The sequence below is a fragment of the Pseudomonas neustonica genome (assembly GCF_003797945.1).
GTDB classification, from domain to species: Bacteria; Pseudomonadota; Gammaproteobacteria; order Pseudomonadales; family Pseudomonadaceae; genus Halopseudomonas; species Halopseudomonas neustonica.
In genome coordinates, this window is record NZ_RKKU01000024.1 from 43,585 (window position 1) to 68,357 (window position 24,773).

Sequence of the window (24,773 nt, forward strand, 5' to 3'; positions counted from 1 at the left end):
TTACAGGTGGTAAACGTCCAGCACCTGATTGATGCAATCGTTATTCAGGACCAGCCGCTTCTCCCGAATCAGCGGCTGTTTACCGGTGACATCCAGGGTGTAGAAGGATGTGCCGAAGAATTCGGCTGTCTTCTTGTAGCGATAGGCCTTGGTCAGCCAGTTGAACCGCAGCTTCACTTCACTCTCGGTCTGGGACAGGATCTCCAGATTGCTAGTGAAATGCGTGGTCCGCGGTTCGGGCATGGAGCTAGCGCCGGAGCGCTCAGTCTTGATGCGGTAAACCCGATCCTCCAGGCCATCCTTGTTGGGGTAATAGATAAGCGAGATTTCCCGTTGCGGATCTTCGGTCAGCTCATCGTTGTCATCCCAGGCTGGCATCCAGTAGGTAACGTCTGCGTGGTAGCACGCCAGCCATTGATCCCACTCACGGTCATCCAGAAAGCGCGCTTCGCGGATGATGAATTGCTCAATGTCGTGATAACTCAGGCTCATAACGCTGCCTCCTCTGCGGTCACCGGAATGAGGTTAGCGCGTTCGGCCTCAATGGCGCGGAGCATCTCCACCTGCCAGTGCTGGTGATGATTTACATACAGGCCTTCATCATCGGGCTTGGCGCCACTCATGCTGGGCTTCATGTCTAGCTGGTTGGCATGCTCATCCGGACCGTCAATCCAGTGCGTGGCACCGCGACTCATGTCGTTCCAGCGCATACCCTGTGCTTCGTAACCGTTCTGGCAAGCGCGGAATTCTTCCAGGTCATCCGGTGTACCCATACCGGTGACGTTGAAAAAATCCTCATACTGGCGAATGCGCTTGGTACGTAGCTCAGCCGGCTCGTTCTTCGGGCCGAAAGCATAGATGGTCACCTCGGTCTTGTTGACGCTGATCGGACGAGTCACGCGGATCTGAGTGGAGAACTGATCCATCAGGTACACATTAGGGTACAGACACAGGTTCTTGGTGGTGCGCACGATAGAATCGGCACGGGCCTCGCCAAAGGTCTGACGCAAGCGCTCAAGCTGGCTGAAGATCGGCCGCACTTCCGGGTTTAGCAGACGTGTCCAGAGCATCATGTGGCCGTTTTCGAAGGAGTAAAATCCGCCGTCAGCCGACCAGCTCTTGGCATCAACTGCCTCGGTGCCGCCCTTGTCATAGTTGCGCTGGCCCATGGTGGATAGGTAGTTCCAGTGCACGGTGCCAACGTGGTAACCGTCCGCGCCATTCTCAGCGGTGAGCTTCCAGTTGCCCTCGTAGGTATAGGTCGAGGTGCCCCGCAGGATTTCCAGACCGTCTTCAGACTGATCCACGATGTTGTCAATGATCTTGGTGGTTTCCCCCAGGTGTTCCTCAAGGGACACCACATCGGCATTCAGGCTGCCGAAGAGGAAGCCGCGATAGTTGCCAAACTTCGGCAACTGCTTGAGATCATGCGAGCCGTCAGTATTGAACTGCTCTGGATAGCCACCCTTCTTCTGATCCTTGGCTTTTAGCAACTGGCCGTCATTACGAAAGGTCCAGCCATGGAAGGGGCAGGTGAAGGAAGCCTTATTGCCACGTTTCTTGCGGCACAGTGTCGCTCCACGGTGCGAGCAGGTATTGAGGATAGCCTTGAGCTCGTCATCCTTGGTGCGGGTAATGATCACCGGCTGGCGGCCTACAGTTACGGTGAAATAGTCGCCCAGTTCGGGGATCTGGCTCTCGTGAGCCAGGTAAACCCAGTTACCTTCGAAGATATATTTCATCTCCAGTTCGAATAGTTCCTGATCGGTAAATATGCCCCGGTCGCACTGGTAACGACCGGTTGCAGGGTCTGCGACGACGGCGCCCTTTACCTTTTCAGCGAGTTTTGAGAGTTTGCTAGTCATGATATTCACTCCGCATTTTCTAGAGCGCGGGGACGCGCATGGCGCTCATACAGCTCGGCCTTGTCCGTGGCAACCAGCACCACGTTGAACTCGACCTCAGTAATCGGGCCAGTTATGCCATGCTTTTCAGCCGTCTCGGAGCGCTGCACAGGCTTGGCGTCTACCACCAGCTCTTCGCGCGTGGCGAAGGCGAAGTCATCGAAAGTGTATTCATCACCAGCGATGTTGACTTGGGTGGTGAGATGTTTGAAGCCAGGCTTGGCCACGAAGTAATGAATATGTGCGGGACGCTGGCCATGACGACCCAAGTGGTTCAGTAATTTCTGGGCAGAGCCTTCTGGTGGGCAACCGTAGCCGGAGGGCATGATGCTCTGTGCGGCGTAGCGGCCGTCGGCATCGGTCTTGATGCGACGACGCAGGTTATATTCGCTCTGCGACTGATCAAAGAAAGAATAGGCGCCTTTGGTGTCGGCTTGCCAGATGTCGACCATAGCATTGGCGACCGGAACACCTTTCTCATCAGTAACCTGACCCTTGATCAGAATGACTTCCGCTTCCTTGTCAGAGCCGTCGTCCATGCGGGCAAAGCCGTCGCTGATAGGCGCACCTGCAACATACAACGGGCCTTCAATAGTGCGCGGGGTGCCGCCAGCCAAGCCGGCCTGCTCATCCTTAGCATCCTGGCGGATGTCCAGATAGCGGTCCATTCCCAAGCCCGGGGCCAGCAGCGCAGCTTCACCGTTGGCGCCCAGCTCACCGACGTAATACACGGCGCTCCAAAACTCCTCAGGCGAAACATCGAAATCTTCGACGATCTGGAAAATGTCGTGCATGACACGGTGAACGATTTTCTTCACCCGTTCATCACCACCGGATTTGTTGAAGCCGGCAACCTTCTCCAGCAGTTCCTTCACATCGGCAGCTTGCATCGTTTTAACGGTCATTGTCGGTCTCCTCAGTTTCTTGTTTTTGTTGCTCAGAACGTTCAAATCAATCAGCAACAGGCTTTTTATGGCGCCTGGGTTTGGGTATGCGCCGGGTTTCTGTAATCGTCCCTGTCAGCTGTCGTCTTCACGGATAGAGGACGGGTGACGGCACAGGGGTGCGACGGAAATATCCATATAAGGGAACAGCGGCAGGTTACTGATCAGCTCCTGCAGTTCAGCGTTGTCCGCAACATCGAAAATGCTGACGTTGGCGTAGCTACCCGCTACCCGCCACAGGTGACGCCACTTGCCTTGCTGCTGCAGGTCTTGGGCGTAGGCTTTCTCGAGCGTCTTGACCTCCGTAGCCACATCGGCAGGCATGTCATGGGGGATATTCACTTTCATCTCGACTTTAAAAAGCATGGGATTTTCTCCAGTTGCTGAGCTTTAGGCGCGTTATGTCTTGCGGCGATAGAAGGCCAACTTGTCTTCGTCGATGTCGACGCCCAGGCCCGGGCCGGTGGGGAGGTCCACACCGTTGTTATGAAAGTTGAGCGGCTTGACCACGATGTCGTCCTTCATCAACAGCGGACCGAACATCTCGGTGCCCCAATGCAGGGTTTCCAGAGTGGACCAGGCGTGCAGGGACGCGACGGTACCGATGGTGCCTTCCAGCAAGGTGCCGCCATACAGACCGATACCAGCGGCTTGGGCTACCTGTGCCTGCTGGAGTGCACGGATGGGTCCGCCGGCCTTGGCTATCTTCATCGCTACCGCGCCGGAAAAGCCGGCAGCGGCCAACGCAAAAAGATCCTTGGCATCGGCGACAGACTCATCAGCCAGAATGGGGATATGAAACTTGTTTGAGAGCCGTACCAGCGCGGCAAAATCCTTCATTGGTGTGGGCTGCTCGACCAGGTCGATGCCTGCAGCCTGCAGTTCGGCCATGCCCTTTGCAGCAGTGCTTTCATCCCAGGCCTGATTGACGTCGACCCGCACACTGGCGTTGTATCCGACTGCTGACTTGATCGCGGCGACATGGCGGACGTCATCCATCAGCGCACGCGAGCCGATCTTCAATTTGAAGTCGCAGTGGCGGTTCTGCGCCAGCAGGGTTTGAGCTTCGTCGATATCCTTCTCGGTATCGCCGCTGGCAAGCGTCCAGAGCACCGGAATATGGGCATGCAACGCTCCGCCGAGCAAATCAGAAACCGGGCGATTCAAACGTTTGCCTTGCAGATCCAGTAGCGCGGTCTCTATCGCGGACTTGGCCAGGTTGTTTCCACGCGCAGCATGGTCTAGCCTTACCCTAAGGGTATTGATAGCGTTCGCTGGCTGATTCAGCAGCAACGGCTTGAAATAGGCGTCGATAGTAAGCTTTACGCTTTCAGGACTTTCGGGACCGTAAGCCAGGCCACCGATGGTAGTCGCTTCGCCCAGACCTTCGAGCCCATCCGAATCCTTCATACGCACTATCACCATGGTTTGAACCCCCATGGTTGTCATGGATAGCTTGTGCGGCCGGATGGTTGGTATATCAACCAGGATGGCTTCGATGGACTGAATGGTTGCGGGCATTTGCTCTCCGAATCGCAGGTGGAAAAATTGTGATTCGAACAGTACAAAGTTTCATGAAGATGAACCAATACAGATTAAGTAGAGAGCTATACCTTGGAGGTATGGATGGAGCTAAGACACTTGCGCTACTTCATGGCAGTGGCGGAGGAGCAGAACTTCACGCGGGCAGCAAAACAGCTTTTTATAGCTCAGCCTCCCTTAACCCGCGCAATCAAGCAGCTGGAAGAGGAAATAGGTGTGGAGCTATTTATCCGTAAATCGCGGGGCCTTGAGCTAACCACAGGCGGCAGATATTTTTTGGAACAAGCTCGCCAGATTCTCGACAAGGTAAATGCCACCGTTAATGACACCCGGCGGATCGCTCAGCACCGTAAAACCGTTTTCTCCATAGGCTTCGTACCCTCGGTGTTCTATGGTCAGCTGCCACTGATGGTCCGCCGCTTGCGGCGTAACAAGAATCTGGAAATCGTTCTGCACGAATTGAAAACCCGCGAGCAAGTGGATGCGCTCAAGGCCGGCAAAATAGACATAGGCTTTGGCCGCATTCGCATCGAAGATCCTGACGTCGATCAGGAGCTGCTATTCGATGAACCCATGATTGCCGCCATTCCCGCAGGCAATCCTCTAACTCATCACAGGCCGTCTATGAAAGAACTCTCTGCATGGCCAATGATCACTTTCCCCTCAGGCCCCGGCCCCAATTTCTCCGACCTTACCCAAGGGTTATTTCACCGACGCGGTTTGCGGTTGAACGTAATCCAGCAGGTCAATGATTTGCAGACAGCGCTATCACTAGTGGCGTCTGATATGGGCTTTACTCTGGTGCCGGAACAAGTCCGGCGATTACATAGAGAGGGCGTGGAGTACATGCCTCTGGATGACGACAACATCACCGTACCGGTAATTGCCTGCCGCCGGCGCGGAGAAAACCCCAATGCGGTCATGCGCTTGGCCAACACCATCCTCGATGGATTGGTGGAGAATCGGCTGACCGGACGCTACCCATAATCACCCTGCCGTATCTGGATCGCGCTCTATCGCAAAGCTCAGCGCGTGGACTGCCTCACGGCTTCAGCGGCTTGCTGCAGACGAGACAGGTAAACGTCCTTCAGCGTTTGCATATCCACCCGCGCCGCGTTAGTGCTGATATTGATCGCCCCAAGCAGTTCGCCGTTGCCGGCAAACACCGGCACTGCAACCGAGCGCAAACCGGAATCCAGCTCCTGGTCGACGATGGCATAACCCTGCTCTCTTGCCTTGATGATCTCTTCTTTCAAAGCAGCGGGTCGGGTCACAGAGAGCGCGGTAAAAGCGTGCAAAGTTACCCTGGCGAAGTACGCATCAAGCTCTGCCTCTGACAATTGCCCTAGCAGTACTCTGCCCATGGACGTATAAGCGGCCGGCAAGCGGGTCCCTACCGACAACGTGATGGCCATTAGCCGGTGCCGGGCCGACGAGCGCAGCACATACACCACATCATCACTATCCAGCACCGCCAGTGAAGACGATTCGCCCAGCTCAGCGGTAATGTCCTCCAGGTGTTGCAGAATTACCGCGCGGTAATTGTTGGAAGCCTGATAGGCGTAACCCAACTGCAGCACCCTAGGCGTCAGCTCGAACTGCCTGCCACTACGTTTGACGAAACCCAACGCGTGCAGGGTGAGCAGAAACCGCCTGGCTTTGGCCCGATCCATTTCGGTGCGGGCGGCGACTTCACTTAAGGTCATGCGCGCATGCTCGGCATCAAATGCCTGCAACACCTCCAGGCCCGCGGCCAGCGCCCCTACATAGTCGCGATCACCCGGTTGAAGAAGCTGATCTTCCACTGTAACTCCCCATTTTGCTCAATAATTTGCGGCATGTTAGCAGCTAGTTCGGTGTCCGAACATCTGTGCATTTCGGCGGATGATTAAATTTTATCCTTGACGACGGCAAAAACTTGGCTCCATTATGTTCGCATATTAAACATATGTTCGTTTAGCGAACTTTAATCAATCGCGATAATGGAGATACAGTAATGGCTGAATTTCTCACCCTCCAGGAAGCTGTGAGCCGCCACATCCACGATGGCGACACGGTCTGCATGGAAGGCTTTACCCACCTGATCCCGTTTGCGGCAGGCCATGAAGTCATCCGTCAGGAAAAACGTGACCTGACGCTGGTGCGCATGACGCCGGATCTCATCTACGACCAAATGATCGGCGCCGGCTGTGCCAAAAAGCTGATCTTCTCTTGGGGCGGCAACCCTGGCGTGGGTTCCCTGCATCGTTTGCGTGACGCTGTGGAAAAAGGTTGGCCGAACAAGCTGGAGATTCTCGAACACAGTCACGCAGCCATGGCCTGCGCCTATGAAGCGGGCGCGGCCGGTCTTCCACTGGCGATATTGCGCGGGTATGTGGGCAGCGACCTGCCAAAAGTAAACGACCAGATCAAGTTCATTGAGTGTCCGTTCAGCGGCGAACGCCTAGCGGCCGTGCCCTCAATTCGCCCCGATGTAGCGGTGATCCACGCGCAGCGCGCTGACCGCAAGGGCAACGTGCTGGTTGAGGGGATTATCGGCATTCAGAAAGAGGTAGTGCTGGCGGCAAAGCGCAGCATTGTCACCGTAGAGGAGGTAGTGGACGACCTGAATGCCGGCGTTAATGCCTGCGTACTGCCCTCTTGGGCCATCACGTCGATTGTAGTCGCGCCGCGCGGCGCCAGCCCCTCCTACGCCCTGGGTTATTACGACCGGGACAACGCCTTCTACAAAGAATGGGATGGCATCGCCCGTGACCGGGAGACGTTCCAGGCCTGGCTGAAAGAAAATGTGTTTGAAAAAGGAGCTGCGTAATGAGCGATTTTACCTCTGCGGAAATGATGAGCGTCACCGCCGCTCGAGCGCTGACCAATGATATGACCTGCTTCGTGGGTATCGGTGTGCCCAGCGAGGCTGCCAACCTGGCGCGACTGACTCACGCACCCGATGTCACCCTGATTTACGAATCCGGCACCTTGCAGACCAAGCCTGACGTGCTGCCGCTCTCCATTGGCGACGGTGAGCTGTGTGAATCTGCGTTGACCACTGTTTCGGTACCGGAAATGTTCCGTTACTGGCTACAGGGTGGTCACGTCAGCGTCGGCTTTTTGGGTACCGCTCAGCTTGATCGCTACGCCAATATCAATACCACGCTGATTGGAGATTATCTTGAGCCCCAAGTGCGCCTTCCAGGTGGTGGTGGAGCGCCCGAAATCGGTACCAATGCCCAGGAAGTGTTTATTACGGTCAAACAGTCAAAGCGCACTTTCGTCAAGGACGTGGACTTCATTACCACCGTCGGCTTTGGCCGTGACGGCAAAGCCCGAGATAACGTGCCTAACATAGGACGGGGTCCGACCGTGGTGATTACCGACCTGTGCATTCTCAAGCCCGATCCGGACACCAAAGAACTGGTGGTTACCTCGCTGCACCCTGGTGTGACCCGCGAGCAAGTGATCGATGCCACCGGCTGGGAGATCCGCTTTGCCGAGCAACTGGCTGTCACACCCGCGCCGTCTGCCCGGGAGCTTGAGGTCTTACGTGACCTCAAGGCCCGCACCGACGCCCATCACGCAGCCCAACAGTGAGGCCTACAATGACTGATGTTTTTCTCTGCCATCCAAGGCGCTCCGCTATCGGGCGTTTCGGCGGCGCCCTGGCCAGCGTGCGCCCGGACGATCTGGCCGCGCAGATATTCCGCGCCGTGCTGGAACAAGCACCGGACCTGGCCCCTGCTGCCATCGACGAAGTAATGATGGGCTGCGCCAACCAGGCGGGCGAAGACAATCGCAACGTAGCGCGCATGTCTGCCCTGCTCGCCGGGTTGCCTACCTCGGTGCCTGGCACCACGCTCAATCGCCTGTGTGGCTCGGGTATGGACGCGGTGGGTAGCGCCTTTCGGGCGATTCGCGCCGGCGAAATGGACCTGGTACTGGCCGGTGGCGTGGAGTCCATGTCCCGTGCACCCTATGTCATGGGCAAGGCCGGCGACGCCTTCTCCCGTGGCCAACATATCGAAGACACCACGATCGGCTGGCGCTTTATAAATCCGCTGATGAAAAAGCAATACGGCGTGGATTCCATGCCCGAAACGGCGGAGAACGTAGCTGAGCAATTCAACATATCGCGGGCAGATCAGGATCAATTCGCACTGGCATCCCAGCAGAAAGCCGCCCGGGCACAGCAGGCGGGCATTTTCGCCGAGGAAATCGCGCCGGTAAGCATTCCCCGCCGCAAGCAGGAGCCACAGGTATTCGACACTGACGAGCACCTGCGCAGCACCACCCTTGAAAAGCTGGCTGCACTACCCGCGCCGTTCCGCACTGGCGGCAGCGTGACAGCCGGCAATGCTTCCGGCGTCAATGATGGCGCCGCCGCCATGCTGGTTGCCAGCGCGGCGGCCGTGAAGCGGCACGGGCTTAAACCCATGGCCCGTATTCTGGGTATGGCGACAGCCGGTGTGGAACCGAAAATCATGGGAATCGGTCCCGTGCCGGCGGTGCGCAAGCTGCTCGAAAAACAGGGCATTCGCATTGAAGATGTGGATGTAATAGAGCTGAACGAAGCCTTCGCAGCCCAAGGGCTGGCCGTCTTGCGTGAGCTTGTCATCGCCGACGATGATCCTCGAGTGAACTCGAACGGCGGCGCCATCGCCCTCGGCCACCCGCTGGGGATGTCCGGCGCCCGTCTACTTCTGACTGCGGCCCACCAGTTACAGCGCACGGGCGGCCGGTACGCGTTGTGTACCATGTGCATTGGTGTCGGTCAGGGCATTGCTACACTCATCGAACGCGTTTGAGCTAAGGACATTACATGGCATTTCTAAAACATAAGGGCCGCACAATTTGTTATCGCCTATTGGGCGACAATGACAAACCGCTGCTGATACTGGCTCATGCTTTAGGTATGACGCAGGGGGCGTGGGACGAAGTTATCCCAGGTTTGCTCAGCAAATTTCGCATTCTGACCTGGGACCTGCCCGGGCACGGTGGCAGTGCGGCTTGGCCCGAAGCGTCCGAGCAGATCTCAGCGGAAGATCTGGCGGCAGAAGCGCTGGCGCTGGCGGATTTAGCCGGCGCTAACACTTTTTACTTCGCAGGCACGTCTATCGGGGGCGTCGTTGGTCAGCAATTGCTTGCCTACCACGAGCATCGGTTGACCTCCGCCGTACTTACCAACACCGGCGCGGTGATTGGCACTCGGGATGGGTGGGCGACCCGGTCTGCCGATGTGCTGCAGAAAGGTCTTAACAGCATGTCTGCAGCAATCGTACCGCGCTGGTTTAGTACGGCAAGCTGCCAGCAGCAACCTGCCCTGGTAGAAGGCTGGACGGTGATCATGAGCCGTGGCGATGATCGCAGCTACGCCCTGCTATGCGAGATGCTTGGGACCTGTGATTTCAGCGAAAAGCTGCAACAGCTTCGTACGCCACTACTATTGGTCGGAGGCAGCGACGACGTCGCCACACCACCAGCGTTACTGGAAACCCTGGCGCAGATTAGTGGCGCCGCTGCGCCGATTATTCTCGAGCAGGTCGGCCACGTTCCTTCGGTAGAGTGCCCTGGTGAACTGAGCCAAATATTGATCGACTATATGGTCTGAGCAGCCAGCACAGTCAGGCTTGGTGCTTCCCTAGCCTGACCCACTACTCATACTGCATTACAACTTTCAGAATATGGACAAACCTCTGCATTCTGAGGATAGGCTCAGCCATAGAGATGCATTAGCGTTCAGCAACGATGGAAGTCGTACCACATGGAGAAAGCTATGACCGAAACTCTCACGTCCCATCCGGACCGGGCTTTCACCGGATCGGCCAAAGCATTAGCTTATGGAGCGCTGTTGCTGACAATTCTCAGCTCAACGGCGCAGCTATTTTTCGCTAATGCTGGAATTCAGTTCATTCTCGCGGCCATAACGCTTGGCCTCGCAGCTGTCGCCTTGACATTCTGCGTCAAAATCAAGCCCACCCCCGTTGCCATTTACGAGCAACCGCAGAGGCTCTTGCCGGAGCCGCCAACAGAGCCTGGGCCGGAGTCAGAACTGGACACGGGAAAAAAAGCCCTAACCTTACCTATTCAAGCTTCCCCAGCACCCTTAATCATGAAACACCTGGACGATTTACGCGTTAATGTGGAAGCAGTTCTGGAGGAAATGATCGAGGCTGGCAGGCTGGCCAAGGCTTCAGGTACCAAGGTGGACCACAGCGCCAGTTGTATCTCCGATTCGGAAGCATCTATCCGCGAGCTGTCCGAGTTCATGAACCGTATTGATGACATCTTCATTCAGCTGGGCAATCAGTCCGGTGAAATCAGCAAGATCGTAGGCAACATTCAGGATATAGCCAAGCAGACCAACCTACTGGCGTTAAACGCTTCCATTGAGGCGGCACGCGCGGGGGAGTACGGCCGGGGCTTTGCAGTAGTCGCCGATGAAGTCCGCCATCTAGCAGTGCGTGCGAACGAATCAAGTACCGGCATTGGTGCCATTGCTAAAAATCTCAATACTACTTCAGTTGAGGCTGGTAAAGGCATGTCTCGCATCCGCGAGTCATGTAACCGCTGCCTGGATCAATCCAGCGAAGCCTTGCGGGCGATGACCGATATCAAGACCGGAGCAGTGGCACGCATGGGAGTTGTGCAGGGTATTACCGACCGGCTAAAGGTTCAGCGTGAGCTCACCCAACAGCTACATAGAGACCTCAGCGCAGAGAAGGAATAGAGCGGTAGCCGGGCAAGCCCGGCACGCGACCTAATGACGACCCGTGTGAGCCGCTTTGAGCCTGCGATATAAAGTAGCTCTGCCAATGCCCAAGCGCTTAGCCGCCCGGCTGACATTTCCCTCCTCCAAGGCTAGTGCCTCTTCAATCACCACCCGCTCCACGGTTTTCAAAGTTCCGCCTTCTGCTGCAAGCCGCCCCAGCGCGGCGTCCGCTTGCGCAGCGGTAATTTCTTCCGGCAAGTGACAAAGCTCCAGTGCAACTCCAGGTTCCGCCACCGCGTCAGCATGTGTCAGAGCATAGAGAAGCTCCCGCACATTGCCCGGCCAGCTGTAGCGGAGCAAATGGGTCAAGCACTCTTCCGAAAGTTCGCGCCCCCCCTGTGTTGATCTGGAGCACTGTTGAACTATGAAAGCTTTCAAATCCGAGCGCTCTGAAAGCCGGGGTAAACGCACTATCATGCCTTTGATACGATAGAGCAGATCCTCTCTGAATTCTCCGCACTTGGTCGCATCAGCCAGATTACGATGGGTAGCACAGATCAGCTGGAATCGGACTTTCTTGGGGGTAACACTGCCCAATCGAGTCACCTCGCGGGTTTCCAGCACTCTCAACAATCGAGACTGAAGCGCGAGGGGCATGTCGCCGATTTCGTCCAGAAATAGGGTTCCCCCATCTGCCTGCTCAATCTTGCCGGACGCTCCACCCCTTCTTGCGCCTGTGTAAGCCCCGTCCGAGTGTCCAAAAAGTTCACCTTCGATTAATTCACCGGGAATAGCTGCGCAATTAATGGCAACGAACTTGCCTGCAGCGAATGCGCTGTTGTTATGCAACGAGGTAGCCATCACTTCCTTACCGGTCCCAGTCTCTCCAAGCAGCAATACTGGTAGCCCTTTACTCATGGCGCGGATCGCAACGGCGACCTGGCTATTGATGCCGAGATCACCGAAATCCGTGGAATGTGGCAGATTTCTCGTCAGGCTGTTCTGAGCTGGTCCTTTGACCGCTTTTCGGGAGGCAGCGCCAACCGAACGTAGCGAGAAGGACAGCCCAGAATGCATTCTCGCCATCATTGGCTGGTTACCACGCCGAAAGCCATCAACCAACTCTTCGAACCGCAGGTCGAAAATATCTTGGAAGCCCAAGCTCCAGTCGGTCGAAGCCAGCCCCGTCAACTCTCTCACCCGTGGCGAAAGGCCAAGTACCTGGCCTTCCGGACCAAGAGCTACCAGCAAATCTCCCGGTCTATCGTGATCGCTCGTTTCCCAGCCCAGACAGACCATTAGAAAGGGCGATAACATTCCCATCAACTGACGTTCAACGCGCGCAGAACACTGCTGCACCAACGAAAGAGCGCTGCCAGGCTCAAGCGGATTCCCTCGCGTAATATCAATGGCGCCAAGCACTCGACCCATCGGGTCTACTATCGGAGAGGCTGCGCAGTTGAAGACGTGGTTGGCATGAAGGTAGTGCTCTACTCCCGAGACCAGTACCGGACGACGTTCCGATACGGCACAGGACATGGCCGAAGTACCGATATTAGTCTCGGAAAGATTTACGCCCTGGCGGAACGCCCCGCTGATCAGGGTATGGGCACATTGTTCAGAGCGCCTGGCTGCCAACGCGATGCCGTTCTCATCAGTCAGTAGAACCGAGTAGCCGGCCCCGTTAACAGTTTGGCCCAACTGCTCCAAGGGCTGCGTGGCGGCATCGAGCAGTATTCGATTACTGTCCAGGAGCTCCAATAAACCGACTCTGGTAACAGTATCGAACTCGACCTGCTCACTGACGTTTTTGCTCGCGGCTGAGCAACGCCGCCACGAATCCACGATTGCATCATCTATTAAGCCAGTGGGGATCTGGCCGTGTTCGAAAAACGCTTCTCGTGCTCTGACACGCATGTGATCGGCAGGAATAAGCAGGGGCATTGTATTACCTCTCTCGCAGGACTGATTATAATTTTATGCGACCCTGCGTTTTGGCCATGTCGGCTCTTTTTGTCTTACCTCAGAAACTTTAGCACGTTGGCAGCAACGCTTGCGCAAAAAATCAGCGGCAGCCTAAAGCCGTCTCAGTTTGGGACTCTGTCTCGGAGTTTCCCTGAATGAGACGGGTTAACTTCAGCCATCATTTTTCCTGAAAAATAAAAACCTAATATATTCATAAGCTTGAGAAATATACGGCGCTACACATCGATTGGCACGATCCTAGCTTTGCTCCTCCCGCATTTACAAAAACAACACAAAGCCTGGAGTGCACTAATGCGATCAACCCTGATACCCACTAAGTTCGAACCCCTTGCCAAGTTTTCTGCTCTGCTTTTCGCTGCCAGCCTCTTTTCCAGCACCGCCTATTCCGCCGAAATCGCAACAGATCCCGGTGACTACACGCCCCTGCCAGCCGGAACGAATCTGGCCATTCTTTACGGGCAGTACGCCACCCGCGATACCGTTTACTCCGATGACGATCAAGTGCCGGGGAAGGCTGGTCTGGATACAACCATTGGGCTAGCCCGATTTGTTCATTACATGGACATTGGCGGCGTTATCGTCGATCCGCAGATCATAGTTCCGTTTGGCGAAGTGGAGCTGACTGAAGCTTTCGGCCCACTTCAACCAACCTCTAGCAGTGGCGTGGGAGACCCGATAATTGGCGCAACAGCCTGGTTCTTGAATAACCCAGACGCTCAAGAATGGGCCGGTCTATCAGCTTTCGTCTCTCTGCCTGTCGGTGAGTACGATGGGGATAAAGGGCCGGTGAATATTGGCGAGAATCGTTGGAAAGGGATTTTCCAAGCAGCCTACGTCAAGCACTTGAGTACCAGCGTGGTGATGGACCTCATCGCAGAGTATTCAGTGTACGGAACTAACGACGACTTCCTCGGAATGCGGCGCGAGCAGGAAGACGCTCAGAGCCTGCAAGGCCATCTGCGCTACCTATTACCCAAGCAGAGCCATGTAGCGCTTTCTTACTATCATTCCTTTGGTGGCGAAACCACCGTTGCCGGGGTAGATCAGGACGACCGAGTCAACACCAACCGCTGGCTGGCTACCTATGCCACCTTCATTGATCCGACCATTCAACTTCAACTACAAGCCGGCCAGGACATTAGTGTTAAAAATGGCTTCGAAGAGGATGCTCGCGTGAATCTGCGTATTCTCAAGGTGTTTTGAGACCGTCTCGATCAGCTAATGGATGTTTAGTCCAGACAACAACGCAGGAGAACACTATGAGTCAGATGAGCGATCAAACAAAAGACGCTATTGACCAGATAAACGGTCTGAGCCGCCGCAGCTTTCTCAAAGCTGCCAGTTGCCTTGCGGTAGCGGTAACGGTTGGCAGCGGCCTGTTGGGCGCGACCAATGCTTTCGCCTCCCTCCCTGCAGGCATCAAGGTAATGTCAATCGGTGAGTATCAGGTTATGTATCGCCTGATGGAAGTGGTCCTAGTGACTGAAGGAACTGACTTGGTGCCGACGAGCGACATTGCCGTAATGCAGACACTAGACGCAGCTCTACTGGCCACTATGGCACCCAATATCCTCCAAGGACTCAAAGGAGGCATTGCGTTCTTCAACGATGGCCCAAAAGCGAAGTACGGCAAACCATTCGTAGAACTTTCCAACGCACAGGCGGCGGAATTTTGCGATACATGGGCCGATTCCGATGAAGTCTCCCACCGCGCATTGACGGTAGGCCTAAAAAAGCTGGTGGGGTTAGCCTATTGGGCCAACCCACCCACGTGGGTGCCTCTCGGATATGGAGGCCCAGTGACTGACAAGTGGAATCTGGAATCTCTGGGCAATGCCCCTTTACCGAAAAGCTGATTGGTGGAAATAGATCATGCAAAAAACAATAAAAGTTAAAACAGTGCCTGCCCATGGTTTACAGGTAACTCAAGCTTCGGATGTCACCCAAGACAGCATCGAGCTCAATGTCGATGCGGTGGTGATCGGTTCCGGCGCAGGTGGTGCGATTGCCGCATATGAGCTAGCCAAAGCAGGCAAAAAAGTAGTGGTGCTGGAAGCTGGACCCTACGTACCCTCTGAGAAGTTTACTGAAATGATGGCAGTCTCCATGGACACCCTGTATGCCGACCATGGCGGGCAATCCAACACGGCCGGAGACATCTCTATCCTCCAAGGCGCGTGCGTTGGTGGCTCAACGGTGGTAAACGCGGCATTGTGTTTCCGCACTCCGGACTACTATCTCGAACTGTGGGCCAAAGAGTTCGGGCTAACTAATCTGACTCCCGAGGTTATGCGGCCTTACTTTGAAAAAGTAGAAGCCAATCTAGGCATTGCCCCCAACAAGCCATATGAGACAAGTATCGCCGCCCAATTGCTCAAGGGGGGCATGAAGAAGCTCGACCTACCCGAGGGCAACGCTTCACGCAACATACGTAACTGCGCCATGACCGGCTTCTGCTTTGCGGGTTGCAAATCGGATCGCAAGCAGTCAATGCTGGTGACCTATCTTCCCTGGGCAGTGGCCCACGGCGCCACTATTTACTCCGACACCCGAGCTACGCAAATTCTTGCTGCAAACGGAAAAGCCACAGGGGTGCTGGCAGAGATCATTGATCCGGCAACCAAAGCCGTCAAAAGCAAACTCAAGATAAACGCCCCTATCGTAGTAGGCGCCGCAGGTCCGATCCAGATGCCAATCCTGCTTCAGAAGAGCAAGTTGGCGAACAGCAACGGCCAAGTGGGCAAAAACTTTGCCTGTCATCCGACCATGTCGATCACCGGCATGTTTGAGAAAAATATAGACGCCTTCTACGGCGCGACCCATTCGTTATACATGGATAAGTACACCATGCCCGAGGACGGCGGCTATCTCCTGCTGGACGCCATCCAGGACCCGGTAGAAGCTAGCTTCCAGGCCGACCCGGGCACCGGAAAGCCCTACATGTCATACATGTCGAAATACAGGAATACAGTTCGTCTCATCACCCTGATCCATGATCAGAACGTGGGAGAAGTGAACTGGAAGGACGGGGTCAAGGAGATCAAATACTTCGTTGACGATGCGGATTTCGAGATTATGAAAGCAGGCCTTAAAACCAACGCACGGGTACTGTTCGCCGCCGGCGCGAAGTATTTATATATACCAACCTCGCAAAAACTGACGATCGACAGTGAAGACCAGATTGATGCCGTTATTGACGGTCTCGACAATGAGCCGGCGCGCTATCGCTACACCTCTTTCCATCCTCAAGGGACGTGTCGCATGGGCGCAGACCCTAAAACAACCGTGGTGTCACCCAAGGGTGAAACCCATGAGGTCAAGAATCTTTACATCGTGGATGCAAGTCTGCTGCCCACGTCCATCGGCTATAACCCATCCGAAACCGTATACGCACTAGCCCACTACATCAGTGACCAGATAAATCAGGCTCACGCCTGATAAAGACGAAGAGATCGAGGAGTAAAAATGGATAGGTCAGTAACCCCCGTCTGGGAAAAAAATCTGTTCCTGGGCGCATGGCAACTTGGCGAAGGTGAACAAGTTGCAGTTACAGAGCCAGCAACCGGAGAAGTCATCTCGCACCTGATGACCGCTACTCCAGCCGATGTTGATCGTGCTGCCACTTTCGCACAAGCGACTCAACAGCAGTGGATGAATGTTCCTTTTGATCAGAAAGCCGAGATTCTTCGCAAGGCTGCCGCCCTTTTAAAGGAGCGGGCAGAGGAAATCAACGGATGGAATACCCGGGAGTGTGGCTCAATTGCACCGAAGGCCGCATTTGAGCTGCAGTCGACCTATGAGCAAGCGCAAATGGCGGCTGCTCTACCTATGCAGGCCAACGGCAAGATCTTCCCATCCACAACGCCAGGAAAACGAAATTACTGGACGCGCGTGCCCTTGGGTACAGTCGGCGTGATTGCGCCTTGGAACTTCCCAATCCTTCTGGCCATGCGTTCCGTTTTCCCAGCGTTGGCAATGGGTAACTGCGTGATCCTGAAACCCGATCTTAAAAGTGCCATTTGTGGCGGAGCGTTAATGGCTCAGATACTGGAGGACGCTGGGCTACCAGCAGGTGTCTTTCACGTACTGCCAGGCGGGCCGGAAGTGGGCGAAGCACTGGTCGAACATCCGCTAGTCAAAATGATTTCCTTCACTGGCTCTACTGCAGTGGGCAGAAAAATCGGTGAAACCTGCGGCCGGATGCTGAAGAAGGTTGCACTGGAGCTAGGCGGTAATAACGCGCAGATAGTCCTTGGAGATGCTGATCTCGACATCGCCAGCTCGTGCGGGGCCTGGGGTTCATTCTTGCACCAGGGACAGATCTGTATGCAAACTGGTCGTCACTTGGTGCATCAAGACGTAGCACATGAGTACATTGAGCGGCTTGCCGCTAGGGCTAGAAATCTGGTTTGCGGTGATCCACACCAGGAGCAAGTGCATCTCGGCCCGCTGATCAACGACACCCAGGCTCGCCGTGTCGAGGATCTCATTAATCGCTCTCTCGAAATGGGCGCCAGGCTCGTTGCTGGCGGCAAACGCAACGGCAGCTTCTTTGAAGCTACTGTAATCGCCGATGTGACTCCCGACATGCCCGTATTCGCTGAGGAAGTCTTCGGTCCAGTAGCTCCGGTAATGGTCTTCAATTCGGATGCCGATGCCTGTTCGTTGGTCAACCAGTCCCCGTATGGCTTGGCCGCAGCCATTCACTCAGGTTCGACAGAGCGAGCACTCAAGATCGCAGGGCAGCTAAAAGTCGGCATGATCCATATCAACGATCAAACCGTGAACAACGAGTTCCAAGTTCCTTTTGGCGGCATGGGCAGCTCCGGCAACAGCGGTCGTTTTGGCGGCCCCGCTAATATCGAAGAGTTCACTACCAGTCAATGGGTCAGCGTGATGGCCGAGGGCATTCAATACCCGTTCTGAACACCGACCTGCACAAATCAATCTTGGGTGCCTGTCCTCAGCGGGCGACGTGCACTTACCCAAAAGGCTTCATGCCTTTTGGGTTTTTTTATGCCAACTGCCCTATCTGCGACGATCCGTTCATGTCTATGCAATCACTAGATAATCATGTCCAGGAAGCGGATAGCTTCTTAGTCCCTTGACGCCTCTGATGATCCGGCAATAAAAACAATTAGAGATATTGAAATGAGCAGAATAAGAACGGCAACCATTGCAATACTAGCGCTCAGGCTTATCGTCGGACTAAATATAAGTACACTGGCCGCACAGGTTCGGCAATATGCTAAGACTAGCGATCAACTCCTGCCTTTGCTCTTCCATGGCGACACACACGTAAACGCTGTTCAAGGTGGTAATCACGACAAACTCCCCATTCTCAGCAAAGCCGACGACATACGACGTGTGGAATAGGTTTCCATCAACGAAGCGCCCCGTTAGCGGATCCGCTTTGACGTGACGATACACCCACCCCACGCAAACGGTTCGCACCACAAAGGGATCTACCAGCAAGCCTGTCACAGGGAGAGAAAAGCACGAGTATCAAACGCCCTTTGCAATAAAGCCGACAACGGATCATTCATGCGGCAAGTCCTTTCGAGTCGGCAGGTCAATATCACTAAGCGGCTGGAAGCCTTTATGGGGCCTCCCGTTAGGTACCAACGACCCCGATGATTTCTTCAAGCGCTGGTTTGGTTTGAAGTCCTGAACGCACGAGATCAGCGAACTGGCACATCATCTGGACGGCGCCGGGATTATCCTGTGCTTGCAGGATAAATGACCTGACCAGGCTCTCCAGAGCTTCGTCCGCCTCGGTGCTCGAGTGATGGACCAACTGAGCAAATCTTTCATGCGCCTGCTGCCCATTGGTGTTCTCATCCAGGCCGAACAGCCTTGAAAAAACAGTCCCCAAAGAACCAGCGAGATGGTGCTCAGGCCGACTCCAGTATCTGCTGATGCCATCTTCCTGCCCTGCCCTCTCAAGCTGCTTTCGTATCTTGTTAGGGATAGTCGCTGATGCCTTGATGCGATTGAAGTACATGTGGCTGGCAAGACTCGACGCATCCTTTACTACCTTCCAGATAACGGACCACAACTGGGAGGTGCTATAGACACGCAAAGCTTGTCTGATCGTGCCTTTGATTCTCTCGACGTCCTCAGATCCGAAGGCGAGATTGTAGATTCGGCACTGGTCTAGAAGGTATCTCGCGGCGTCGCTGGTAGCATAATCAAGCCAAAGATCGAACAAGGCGTCTGGGTTGTTGAACTCTCGCTCCGCGATCCTTCTTATGACGTCCTCCCCCCGCCCATATTTGTCGTCGGCAACTAGGAAAAACTCTGCCTGAGCCCAGCGCATCACAATCTGACCGTTTTCAAGAAAATAGGTCCCTGGCCTTGCCGCGCTAGGCTGATCCAAGATTATCCCTACCTCACGCAGGCGTCTGAGAAAAAAACCGCCATCATAGGGAGCCAGCGCGGCGCATTCATTCTCCCTGAAAGTACCTTTAGTAAGGCGAGGGCCTATTAGAGCGTCCATGGCCAACAGCAGCACACAGATATCATCTGGCAATGCATCGTATGAGATAGTCCTGCAAGCCATGTCATGACTGCGCTTCTGCAACACGCGCTGTAGCTCGGCCTCTTCGGCTTGCTTTATCCGAAGCTCATCTTGCTTGATACGCTCTGCACATGGAGTGCAAGGGCGGATAGAAAGCTCAAATGCTTTTCTCGGCTCATGACGCTTGGTTACCAAGACTGGCCCATTGCAAAGACTGCACTGCTGATTCTCATCATAAGCACGACAATACTTGCGTACATGGCTGCTTATAAAACTTGACTGAGTCAGCTGACGAAAGGGAACCAGACCAGTCACTTTCTCCAAGTACGTACCCGCTTCATCCATTGCCCAGTACCGCTTCGCCAGTTCAATCTCGTCGGGATCCTGGGTTAAAAACTCTAGCCTAACTGCCATTCACAATGCCTTTTTCATTTGGTGCATCTGCCAGTCATACCTCGAGAACCAGAGTCGGGTCAAAACCCTCGACTTCTCCCGGATAGCCTCGCGGATTGCTCACCACCCGAGTACCGTTGATAACGTAATCAACAGGGAAATGGGTGTGCCCGTGGAGCCATAAATCTACTGGCGCTACAATCAGATCATCCCACGCGTTGGCGAAAGCGCCGTCAAGCAGACCGCCTGCATGGGGGCTGCCCTCTAGCGATTTCATTGACGGGGCATGATGGGTGATCACAACTGTCTTGCCGTCAAACGGCGTAGCCAAACACTCTGTGAGCCAGCTCCTACTGGCTAGGGATCGGGCTATGAGATCAGCGGGCTCGATAAAACGGGATTTTTCAGCGCGAATGCATTTGAAGTCTGGGATCGCGTTTTGCGCTGTCCGGGAAGCCTTCTCGGTATTTCCGGTGCTGCTAAAGTCCGTCCACATGGTCATCCCGAGAAACCGAACATTACCTATAACGATTTCTTCGCAATCGAGTATCCAGACGTTATCGCCGGCCGCCGCCCTCATTTTTTGAAGCGTATCCGTTAGGTCGCCGCCGTAAAATTCGTGATTCCCGGGTATATAGATAACTGCACAGTTGAACGCTTCCTCGGCCCAAGTCACACCCATCTGATGGGTGCAGATATCGCCAGCAAGAACCACCACATCAGCGTCATCCACCTCGGGCACAAAGTCTTCACACTCTAAATGCAGATCTGACAACAGATGTATTCTCACGCTAATTTACTTCCCTCTTAACAGCGCCCAGAGCCGGCGACAATAAGATACATATTACTCGTGTCTGAATATAACACTCTCAAACCATGCCCTTTTCTGCGGCTTAACTTTGTCCCGCACAGCACTGAGATCAGCTTCCTTGGCGGGCTCGACATTTATCGCTCTTGCATTACCCTGCCGCTTGTCTCCGTAGCGCATGATGGAGTTGGTTGACTGATGACCCATAATATAAGCGATTGTTTTCGAATCGAGTCCAGATGTTTTTAGATTCGACCCAACTTGGTGCCGCATTGAATACATGCCAGGAACCACCTTCCGTCGCGGCCAAAGCTTCAGACCTTCCGTCCGTATTCGATGCCTTATCGCATCTATAGTAATAGCTGGCTGAGATCTAAGAATGTCGATGCAGTTGGTTATGATATTTTTCGTTGTCTCGTCAGTTATGGTCAACAAACGATCAGCGCCTCTCCCACCGCTGGTTTTCTTTGCGCCCCTGATGAAGAGCGTATCCCCATCAAGCCGCATCTGCTTAAGTTCTGCCGGCCTGGCCCCTGTCTGACTTATAAGGCATACAGCCGCAAACGCTTCTTCGTAGCCAGAATTTCCCAAATGCTGGACTAGGACCACCAAGTCATCATTGGAGAACGACTTGGCTCGACGTGGCTTCGGCTTCTTAACGAGAGTGCTACCCCTGACGGTAACCGGATTCACTACCGCCCTGATCTTATTAGCAGCCTCAGGATGCCCCTTATTTTCAAGGTCAAACGCGATGGCATTTTTCAGCCGCCTGAAATAACCAGGCTGAAAATTCTCTGCGGTTTGAACCAAAGAGTCCCTTATGGCCGAGATACTTAACACCGCGCCATTCATATGACGCAGATAATAATATGCCGCAAGTTTTACATATTGCTTCTTGGTTTGATCGTTCATAACGCACCGATTTCTTTTTATTAGGGCTCTCAGCCGGTTTGTATATGATGAGGGCCTGTTCGGTGCAGAACAAGTTTACAGCTTGCCATCCTTGGTTATATATGAATATAAGCCACGCATAGCATGGAAATATAAATCAATAAGCTATTCAATATACTGTCAGACTTACCCGATTTTTGATGTCAAAAACTCAGCCGCTTCGCGAAAAGGCGTTGTCAAAAATTGCTCGTTCCACTCTCAATTTTTAGACATTTCGCCAGAAAACTGAACTCGTCTCACCTGCGTTCGACAAGTTGCTCGTTTTTGGCGAAAGTCTACAACGCCCCCATACTTGATAATCAAGTATGGGTAACAATGACCCGTACTCGATATATCGAGTACGGGTGCGTGTATTTGACATCAAACTCGAGCCGACAAGCGCTGCGCACCCGTCGAATTTAGCGACGCCTAAACCGCGGCTCGCAAACAGCCGCGAATTAGTTCCAGGTCTGGCTTCACGCCTGGAACGATGTCATGCCAAAGCGCGCCTTACTTCTGCGAACTGAAACTCACTCATCGCGATAGCCAAGCTCCTTAAGTGCTTGGTGCTTTCGAGCACCGTTTCGCTTGGCAATAATTGCTCACGCTTCAAGCCCATGCTCTCGAGAAAAGTGACGATCATCACGAACGGTATCCACAGGCTACCGTCGAGCGCCGGATGCTCCGGGTCAAACGGCATCAATTTGAGCACCGCTTCCCAACGATCCAAGACAAACTGGTTAGGTTGAACATCGATCTCATAGAACCGGCAGACATCAAGCGCATCGAAATAGGCAATCCCTTTCGATGAAGAAACCAATCGCGTTAGACCAGTGGTGTATGGAAGTTGCAAATCGAGCGCTCCTATCTGAATATCCCTAAATCGGATATACGCATATTAGTAATACCTTTGCGCCTTGTCAACAGCCTTTGGAGGCGCGCGTGTCGAAATCTCTCTATCGTCGCGAAACGACGATACTGCTCAAGCTCATCAAGGAATGTCGTACCGAGGCAGGCTTAACACAGGCAGATTTTGCTAAGGCATTGGATCGCCCGCAGTCGTTTGTGAGCGACATCGAGCGTGGATCTCGCAGACTTGACCTGATCCAGCTAAGGGATATTTGCGCAGTGCTGGGCTTGAGTCTTGTCGGCTTCGTGGAGCGGTTCGAGCAGTTGGTAGCGGAGTCGTAACCATAATGTAGGTTGTCCGAAGCCTCCAACGCTGGAACCAAGCATGCTTAGGGCCAGCAAATGGGACCTGCACTGTCCGCTTTCAGTATTTGCGATTGGGACACGCCTTTCACAGCACAGCAGCACTTTGCATCACCTTAACGTTCGTATAGCCGGCTTCAAGAAGACCCTGCTGTGTGTGAAGCACACAGCCTGAATCGAAATCTGGCTCATACCATGCGCCAGTTAGGGAGATGGGCGTGTCTAGAGGAACACGAAGCTGTGCGAGATGGTTTACGGCGATCTCTGCGTGCTCCGGATCATCTGCCTCTAGCCTTTCAGCAAGCATCGGCGATCTTGAAATAGCATCGTCAATGGCCTTTTTGAGTAGAGGGTAAAGCCCTAGCTCGTCACTCAACCATCCATCGAGTACCAATATACTACCCGACCAGCCGTTTAGTTCGTCTATCACTGCTTCCCTGGCAGCATCTGCTTCGTCGCAAAGATTCATGTCTGCCGAACCGCATACCGACCCGGGGTGGACCAGGATTAGCAACGGGCTGAATTTATTCCTGTGTGAACTGTTTTCTTGCATAGATACCGCTCGTGAAAGGCTGCTGTATGGTCGTAGAAGCAGACGAGGCTGCTGTATCTAAAACTCCCACTTGATGTTTCGACAACCGGTACGTGCGCAAGAGGAACTTGTGACAGAGCATAGGAATACCCGCCAGAAGGCGGTTTTCTATGCCACCCAGAGCGTGGTGAACGCGCTTTGCTTACCCGCATGAGCATCCACAACGGTTACGATGGTAGATGTAATAAATCGCCGATTCAACGGTTATTTTCCATGTTTTTCAATGACTTAGAATATTAATCATATCAAAAGAAATATTTCAAATGCGCAAGGTGACCCCCGTGCCAGAAGTGCAGACTTGTCGCCTCTGGCCAACTACGGACAAACCTCGGATTGACCGCTTAAACAAAAGCTTGGAGGGATAGGAACTCATTCAGGTTCATGCAATGACGCTGCCCATAGCAGTTGATGCACCTGTCTCCGAGGAACCGCAGACCAGTAAACCGCTGACCATAAGCAAGCGCTCTTGATTAGCTATCAACGACCTGAACGAAGGCTGCGGCAAGGTCAAGACAGGTCATGGGACTGAGTCGCTTCTGGTTATGTAAGGGCCTCGAAGCCAATAAAGCAGACCTTTCTGCCAGCCCACATGGGGCGTTACTGTCCGTTAAGAAAGGCCGCTCTCGGCCTCGAGTGTGTAAAAACCGGTATCTAAAACTGAAGTCTGCGCTACTAAGTGAAATCCAGGATTTATCTGCGGGCCAGTAGACCTAAAACACGCATAGGAACGCGATTTCCAGCCCTACGTCGGACTCCAAGCGCGATGAAAAACGCTTTTACACACTCTGCGCCAAAAGCGGTAATAGAGCTTCAATGAGGCTTAGTCGCTTTACTTGATTATTCGCAAGCTCGGATAAGTCTAAATGCATGAGCTTTTGTGCTCCACTCTTAGTGGTCTGGAGCTCGCCTTACACAAGCTCCATGACCGCCAGCTTTCTCTCGTGTTTCTCCACCTTTAAAAGGGGGGGCTATGCAGCAATACTTAGTTAACTGAACACACCGTAAATCGTAAAATGCACTATTCCTACAGCTTTGGTATAGGCTAGGAAAACCGTGTACGGACAGAGTTAAGCTTATTCTGTTTAAAAAACTACCTTTGGACAAAGGCACATCCACTGAATCGCCCCCAGTATTCTAGACACTCGCCAGACTCTGGTAATGACGCTTTTCGTACTCGACCGGTGACAGGTCACCACTCGTGCCGTGCCGGCGCCTTGGGTTATAAAACATCTCAATGTAATT

General features: G+C 54.0%; 23 protein-coding genes and 1 pseudogene. 11 read left to right on the forward strand and 13 right to left on the reverse strand.

Annotated features, from left to right (window positions below; translation table 11 throughout):
- The 5 genes from benB to EF096_RS15865 form a co-directional block, all read right to left on the reverse strand.
- On the reverse strand, window positions 1-492 hold the full coding sequence (gene benB, locus EF096_RS15845) for a benzoate 1,2-dioxygenase small subunit (protein WP_123890771.1): 492 nt from the start codon (window positions 490-492) through the stop codon (window positions 1-3).
- A complete protein-coding gene (locus EF096_RS15850; RefSeq protein WP_123890772.1) occupies window positions 489-1,865 on the reverse strand; it encodes a Rieske 2Fe-2S domain-containing protein in 1,377 nt (458 codons plus the stop codon). The genes benB and EF096_RS15850 overlap by 4 nt, the downstream gene beginning before the upstream one ends.
- Window positions 1,866-1,870: 5 nt before the next feature.
- Window positions 1,871-2,809, reverse strand: a complete 939-nt coding sequence (gene catA / locus EF096_RS15855) for a catechol 1,2-dioxygenase (RefSeq protein ID WP_123890773.1) — start codon at window positions 2,807-2,809, stop codon at window positions 1,871-1,873.
- A 114-nt stretch (window positions 2,810-2,923) separates the two neighbouring features.
- Window positions 2,924-3,214, reverse strand: a complete 291-nt coding sequence (gene catC / locus EF096_RS15860; RefSeq protein WP_123890774.1) for a muconolactone Delta-isomerase — start codon at window positions 3,212-3,214, stop codon at window positions 2,924-2,926.
- Window positions 3,215-3,247: 33 nt separating this feature from the next.
- Window positions 3,248-4,369, reverse strand: coding sequence for a muconate/chloromuconate family cycloisomerase (locus EF096_RS15865; protein WP_123890775.1), 1,122 nt, complete (start codon window positions 4,367-4,369; stop codon window positions 3,248-3,250).
- 105 nt (window positions 4,370-4,474) lie between these two features.
- Here EF096_RS15865 and EF096_RS15870 point away from each other — a divergent pair, with 105 nt between their 5' ends.
- Window positions 4,475-5,377 carry a LysR family transcriptional regulator gene (locus EF096_RS15870; protein WP_123890776.1) on the forward strand — a complete coding sequence of 301 codons (903 nt, stop codon included), beginning with the start codon at window positions 4,475-4,477 and terminating at the stop codon, window positions 5,375-5,377.
- Between the two features lie 38 nt (window positions 5,378-5,415).
- Here EF096_RS15870 and EF096_RS15875 read toward each other — a convergent pair whose 3' ends face one another.
- Entirely contained in the window at window positions 5,416-6,195 is a 780-nt protein-coding gene (locus EF096_RS15875; protein ID WP_123890777.1) for an IclR family transcriptional regulator domain-containing protein, read from the reverse strand.
- Window positions 6,196-6,386: 191 nt separating this feature from the next.
- Here EF096_RS15875 and EF096_RS15880 point away from each other — a divergent pair, with 191 nt between their 5' ends.
- From EF096_RS15880 to EF096_RS21010, 5 genes and pseudogenes are all read left to right on the forward strand, one after another.
- Window positions 6,387-7,202: a CoA transferase subunit A gene (locus EF096_RS15880; protein ID WP_123890778.1), complete on the forward strand. Its 816-nt coding sequence runs from the start codon at window positions 6,387-6,389 to the stop codon at window positions 7,200-7,202.
- Window positions 7,202-7,975, forward strand: coding sequence for a CoA-transferase subunit beta (locus EF096_RS15885; protein WP_123890779.1), 774 nt, complete (start codon window positions 7,202-7,204; stop codon window positions 7,973-7,975). Before EF096_RS15880 ends, EF096_RS15885 begins: the two co-directional genes overlap by 1 nt.
- An 8-nt stretch (window positions 7,976-7,983) precedes the next feature.
- Entirely contained in the window at window positions 7,984-9,186 is a 1,203-nt protein-coding gene (gene pcaF / locus EF096_RS15890) for a 3-oxoadipyl-CoA thiolase (RefSeq protein WP_123890780.1), read from the forward strand.
- A gap of 14 nt (window positions 9,187-9,200) precedes the next feature.
- Entirely contained in the window at window positions 9,201-9,989 is a 789-nt protein-coding gene (locus EF096_RS15895; protein WP_123890781.1) for an alpha/beta fold hydrolase, read from the forward strand.
- A 729-nt stretch (window positions 9,990-10,718) separates the two neighbouring features.
- Window positions 10,719-11,108 (forward strand): annotated as a pseudogene (locus tag EF096_RS21010) (methyl-accepting chemotaxis protein); the annotation flags it as partial.
- A gap of 30 nt (window positions 11,109-11,138) precedes the next feature.
- Here the strand turns inward: EF096_RS21010 and EF096_RS15905 are convergent.
- Window positions 11,139-13,034 carry a sigma-54-dependent Fis family transcriptional regulator gene (locus EF096_RS15905; RefSeq protein ID WP_123890782.1) on the reverse strand — a complete coding sequence of 632 codons (1,896 nt, stop codon included), beginning with the start codon at window positions 13,032-13,034 and terminating at the stop codon, window positions 11,139-11,141.
- Window positions 13,035-13,367: 333 nt separating this feature from the next.
- Between EF096_RS15905 and EF096_RS15910 the strand changes: the two genes are divergently transcribed.
- The 4 genes from EF096_RS15910 to EF096_RS15925 are packed head-to-tail and all read left to right on the forward strand — an operon-like array spanning window position 13,368 to window position 18,002.
- Entirely contained in the window at window positions 13,368-14,279 is a 912-nt protein-coding gene (locus tag EF096_RS15910; RefSeq protein WP_123890783.1) for a transporter, read from the forward strand.
- Window positions 14,280-14,335: 56 nt separating this feature from the next.
- The gene (locus EF096_RS15915) at window positions 14,336-14,932 is read left to right on the forward strand and encodes a gluconate 2-dehydrogenase subunit 3 family protein (RefSeq protein WP_123890784.1); all 597 of its coding nucleotides are present in this window, start codon (window positions 14,336-14,338) and stop codon (window positions 14,930-14,932) included.
- Window positions 14,933-14,948: 16 nt separating this feature from the next.
- Window positions 14,949-16,514, forward strand: a complete 1,566-nt coding sequence (locus EF096_RS15920; RefSeq protein ID WP_123890785.1) for an FAD-dependent oxidoreductase — start codon at window positions 14,949-14,951, stop codon at window positions 16,512-16,514.
- A gap of 27 nt (window positions 16,515-16,541) precedes the next feature.
- The gene (locus EF096_RS15925; RefSeq protein ID WP_123890786.1) at window positions 16,542-18,002 is read left to right on the forward strand and encodes a benzaldehyde dehydrogenase; all 1,461 of its coding nucleotides are present in this window, start codon (window positions 16,542-16,544) and stop codon (window positions 18,000-18,002) included.
- 688 nt (window positions 18,003-18,690) lie between these two features.
- Here the strand turns inward: EF096_RS15925 and EF096_RS15930 are convergent.
- The 4 genes from EF096_RS15930 to EF096_RS15945 form a co-directional block, all read right to left on the reverse strand.
- Window positions 18,691-20,010 carry a hypothetical protein gene (locus EF096_RS15930; RefSeq protein WP_123890787.1) on the reverse strand — a complete coding sequence of 440 codons (1,320 nt, stop codon included), beginning with the start codon at window positions 20,008-20,010 and terminating at the stop codon, window positions 18,691-18,693.
- 34 nt (window positions 20,011-20,044) lie between these two features.
- The gene (locus EF096_RS15935) at window positions 20,045-20,779 is read right to left on the reverse strand and encodes a metallophosphoesterase family protein (RefSeq protein WP_123890788.1); all 735 of its coding nucleotides are present in this window, start codon (window positions 20,777-20,779) and stop codon (window positions 20,045-20,047) included.
- Between the two features lie 54 nt (window positions 20,780-20,833).
- Window positions 20,834-21,709, reverse strand: coding sequence for a tyrosine-type recombinase/integrase (locus EF096_RS15940; protein ID WP_123890789.1), 876 nt, complete (start codon window positions 21,707-21,709; stop codon window positions 20,834-20,836).
- A gap of 511 nt (window positions 21,710-22,220) precedes the next feature.
- Window positions 22,221-22,580: a hypothetical protein gene (locus tag EF096_RS15945; RefSeq protein ID WP_096344949.1), complete on the reverse strand. Its 360-nt coding sequence runs from the start codon at window positions 22,578-22,580 to the stop codon at window positions 22,221-22,223.
- Window positions 22,581-22,669: 89 nt separating this feature from the next.
- On the opposite strand from EF096_RS15945, the gene EF096_RS15950 reads away from it, so the two are divergent.
- Window positions 22,670-22,918, forward strand: coding sequence for a helix-turn-helix domain-containing protein (locus tag EF096_RS15950; RefSeq protein WP_123890790.1), 249 nt, complete (start codon window positions 22,670-22,672; stop codon window positions 22,916-22,918).
- Between the two features lie 109 nt (window positions 22,919-23,027).
- Here EF096_RS15950 and EF096_RS15955 read toward each other — a convergent pair whose 3' ends face one another.
- Window positions 23,028-23,492 (reverse strand): hypothetical protein, encoded by a 465-nt coding sequence (locus EF096_RS15955; RefSeq protein ID WP_123890791.1) that lies wholly within the window; start codon window positions 23,490-23,492, stop codon window positions 23,028-23,030.
- A gap of 1,173 nt (window positions 23,493-24,665) precedes the next feature.
- A partial coding sequence (locus EF096_RS15960) for an IS3 family transposase (protein WP_148079639.1) occupies window positions 24,666-24,773 on the reverse strand: 108 nt, incomplete at its 5' end.

Coding starts and splice junctions, on each gene's coding strand:
- EF096_RS15925 (WP_123890786.1), top strand. CDS start 16,542: ATGGATAGGTCAGTAACCCCCGTCTGGGAAAAAAATCTGTTCCTGGGC.
- EF096_RS15910 (WP_123890783.1), top strand. CDS start 13,368: ATGCGATCAACCCTGATACCCACTAAGTTCGAACCCCTTGCCAAGTTT.
- EF096_RS15905 (WP_123890782.1), bottom strand. CDS start 13,034: ATGCCCCTGCTTATTCCTGCCGATCACATGCGTGTCAGAGCACGAGAA.
- EF096_RS15865 (WP_123890775.1), bottom strand. CDS start 4,369: ATGCCCGCAACCATTCAGTCCATCGAAGCCATCCTGGTTGATATACCA.
- EF096_RS15940 (WP_123890789.1), bottom strand. CDS start 21,709: ATGAACGATCAAACCAAGAAGCAATATGTAAAACTTGCGGCATATTAT.
- catA (WP_123890773.1), bottom strand. CDS start 2,809: ATGACCGTTAAAACGATGCAAGCTGCCGATGTGAAGGAACTGCTGGAG.
- EF096_RS15870 (WP_123890776.1), top strand. CDS start 4,475: ATGGAGCTAAGACACTTGCGCTACTTCATGGCAGTGGCGGAGGAGCAG.
- benB (WP_123890771.1), bottom strand. CDS start 492: ATGAGCCTGAGTTATCACGACATTGAGCAATTCATCATCCGCGAAGCG.
- EF096_RS15850 (WP_123890772.1), bottom strand. CDS start 1,865: ATGACTAGCAAACTCTCAAAACTCGCTGAAAAGGTAAAGGGCGCCGTC.
- EF096_RS15895 (WP_123890781.1), top strand. CDS start 9,201: ATGGCATTTCTAAAACATAAGGGCCGCACAATTTGTTATCGCCTATTG.
- EF096_RS15885 (WP_123890779.1), top strand. CDS start 7,202: ATGAGCGATTTTACCTCTGCGGAAATGATGAGCGTCACCGCCGCTCGA.
- EF096_RS15955 (WP_123890791.1), bottom strand. CDS start 23,492: ATGCAAGAAAACAGTTCACACAGGAATAAATTCAGCCCGTTGCTAATC.
- EF096_RS15880 (WP_123890778.1), top strand. CDS start 6,387: ATGGCTGAATTTCTCACCCTCCAGGAAGCTGTGAGCCGCCACATCCAC.
- catC (WP_123890774.1), bottom strand. CDS start 3,214: ATGCTTTTTAAAGTCGAGATGAAAGTGAATATCCCCCATGACATGCCT.
- pcaF (WP_123890780.1), top strand. CDS start 7,984: ATGACTGATGTTTTTCTCTGCCATCCAAGGCGCTCCGCTATCGGGCGT.
- EF096_RS15930 (WP_123890787.1), bottom strand. CDS start 20,010: ATGGCAGTTAGGCTAGAGTTTTTAACCCAGGATCCCGACGAGATTGAA.
- EF096_RS15920 (WP_123890785.1), top strand. CDS start 14,949: ATGCAAAAAACAATAAAAGTTAAAACAGTGCCTGCCCATGGTTTACAG.
- EF096_RS15915 (WP_123890784.1), top strand. CDS start 14,336: ATGAGTCAGATGAGCGATCAAACAAAAGACGCTATTGACCAGATAAAC.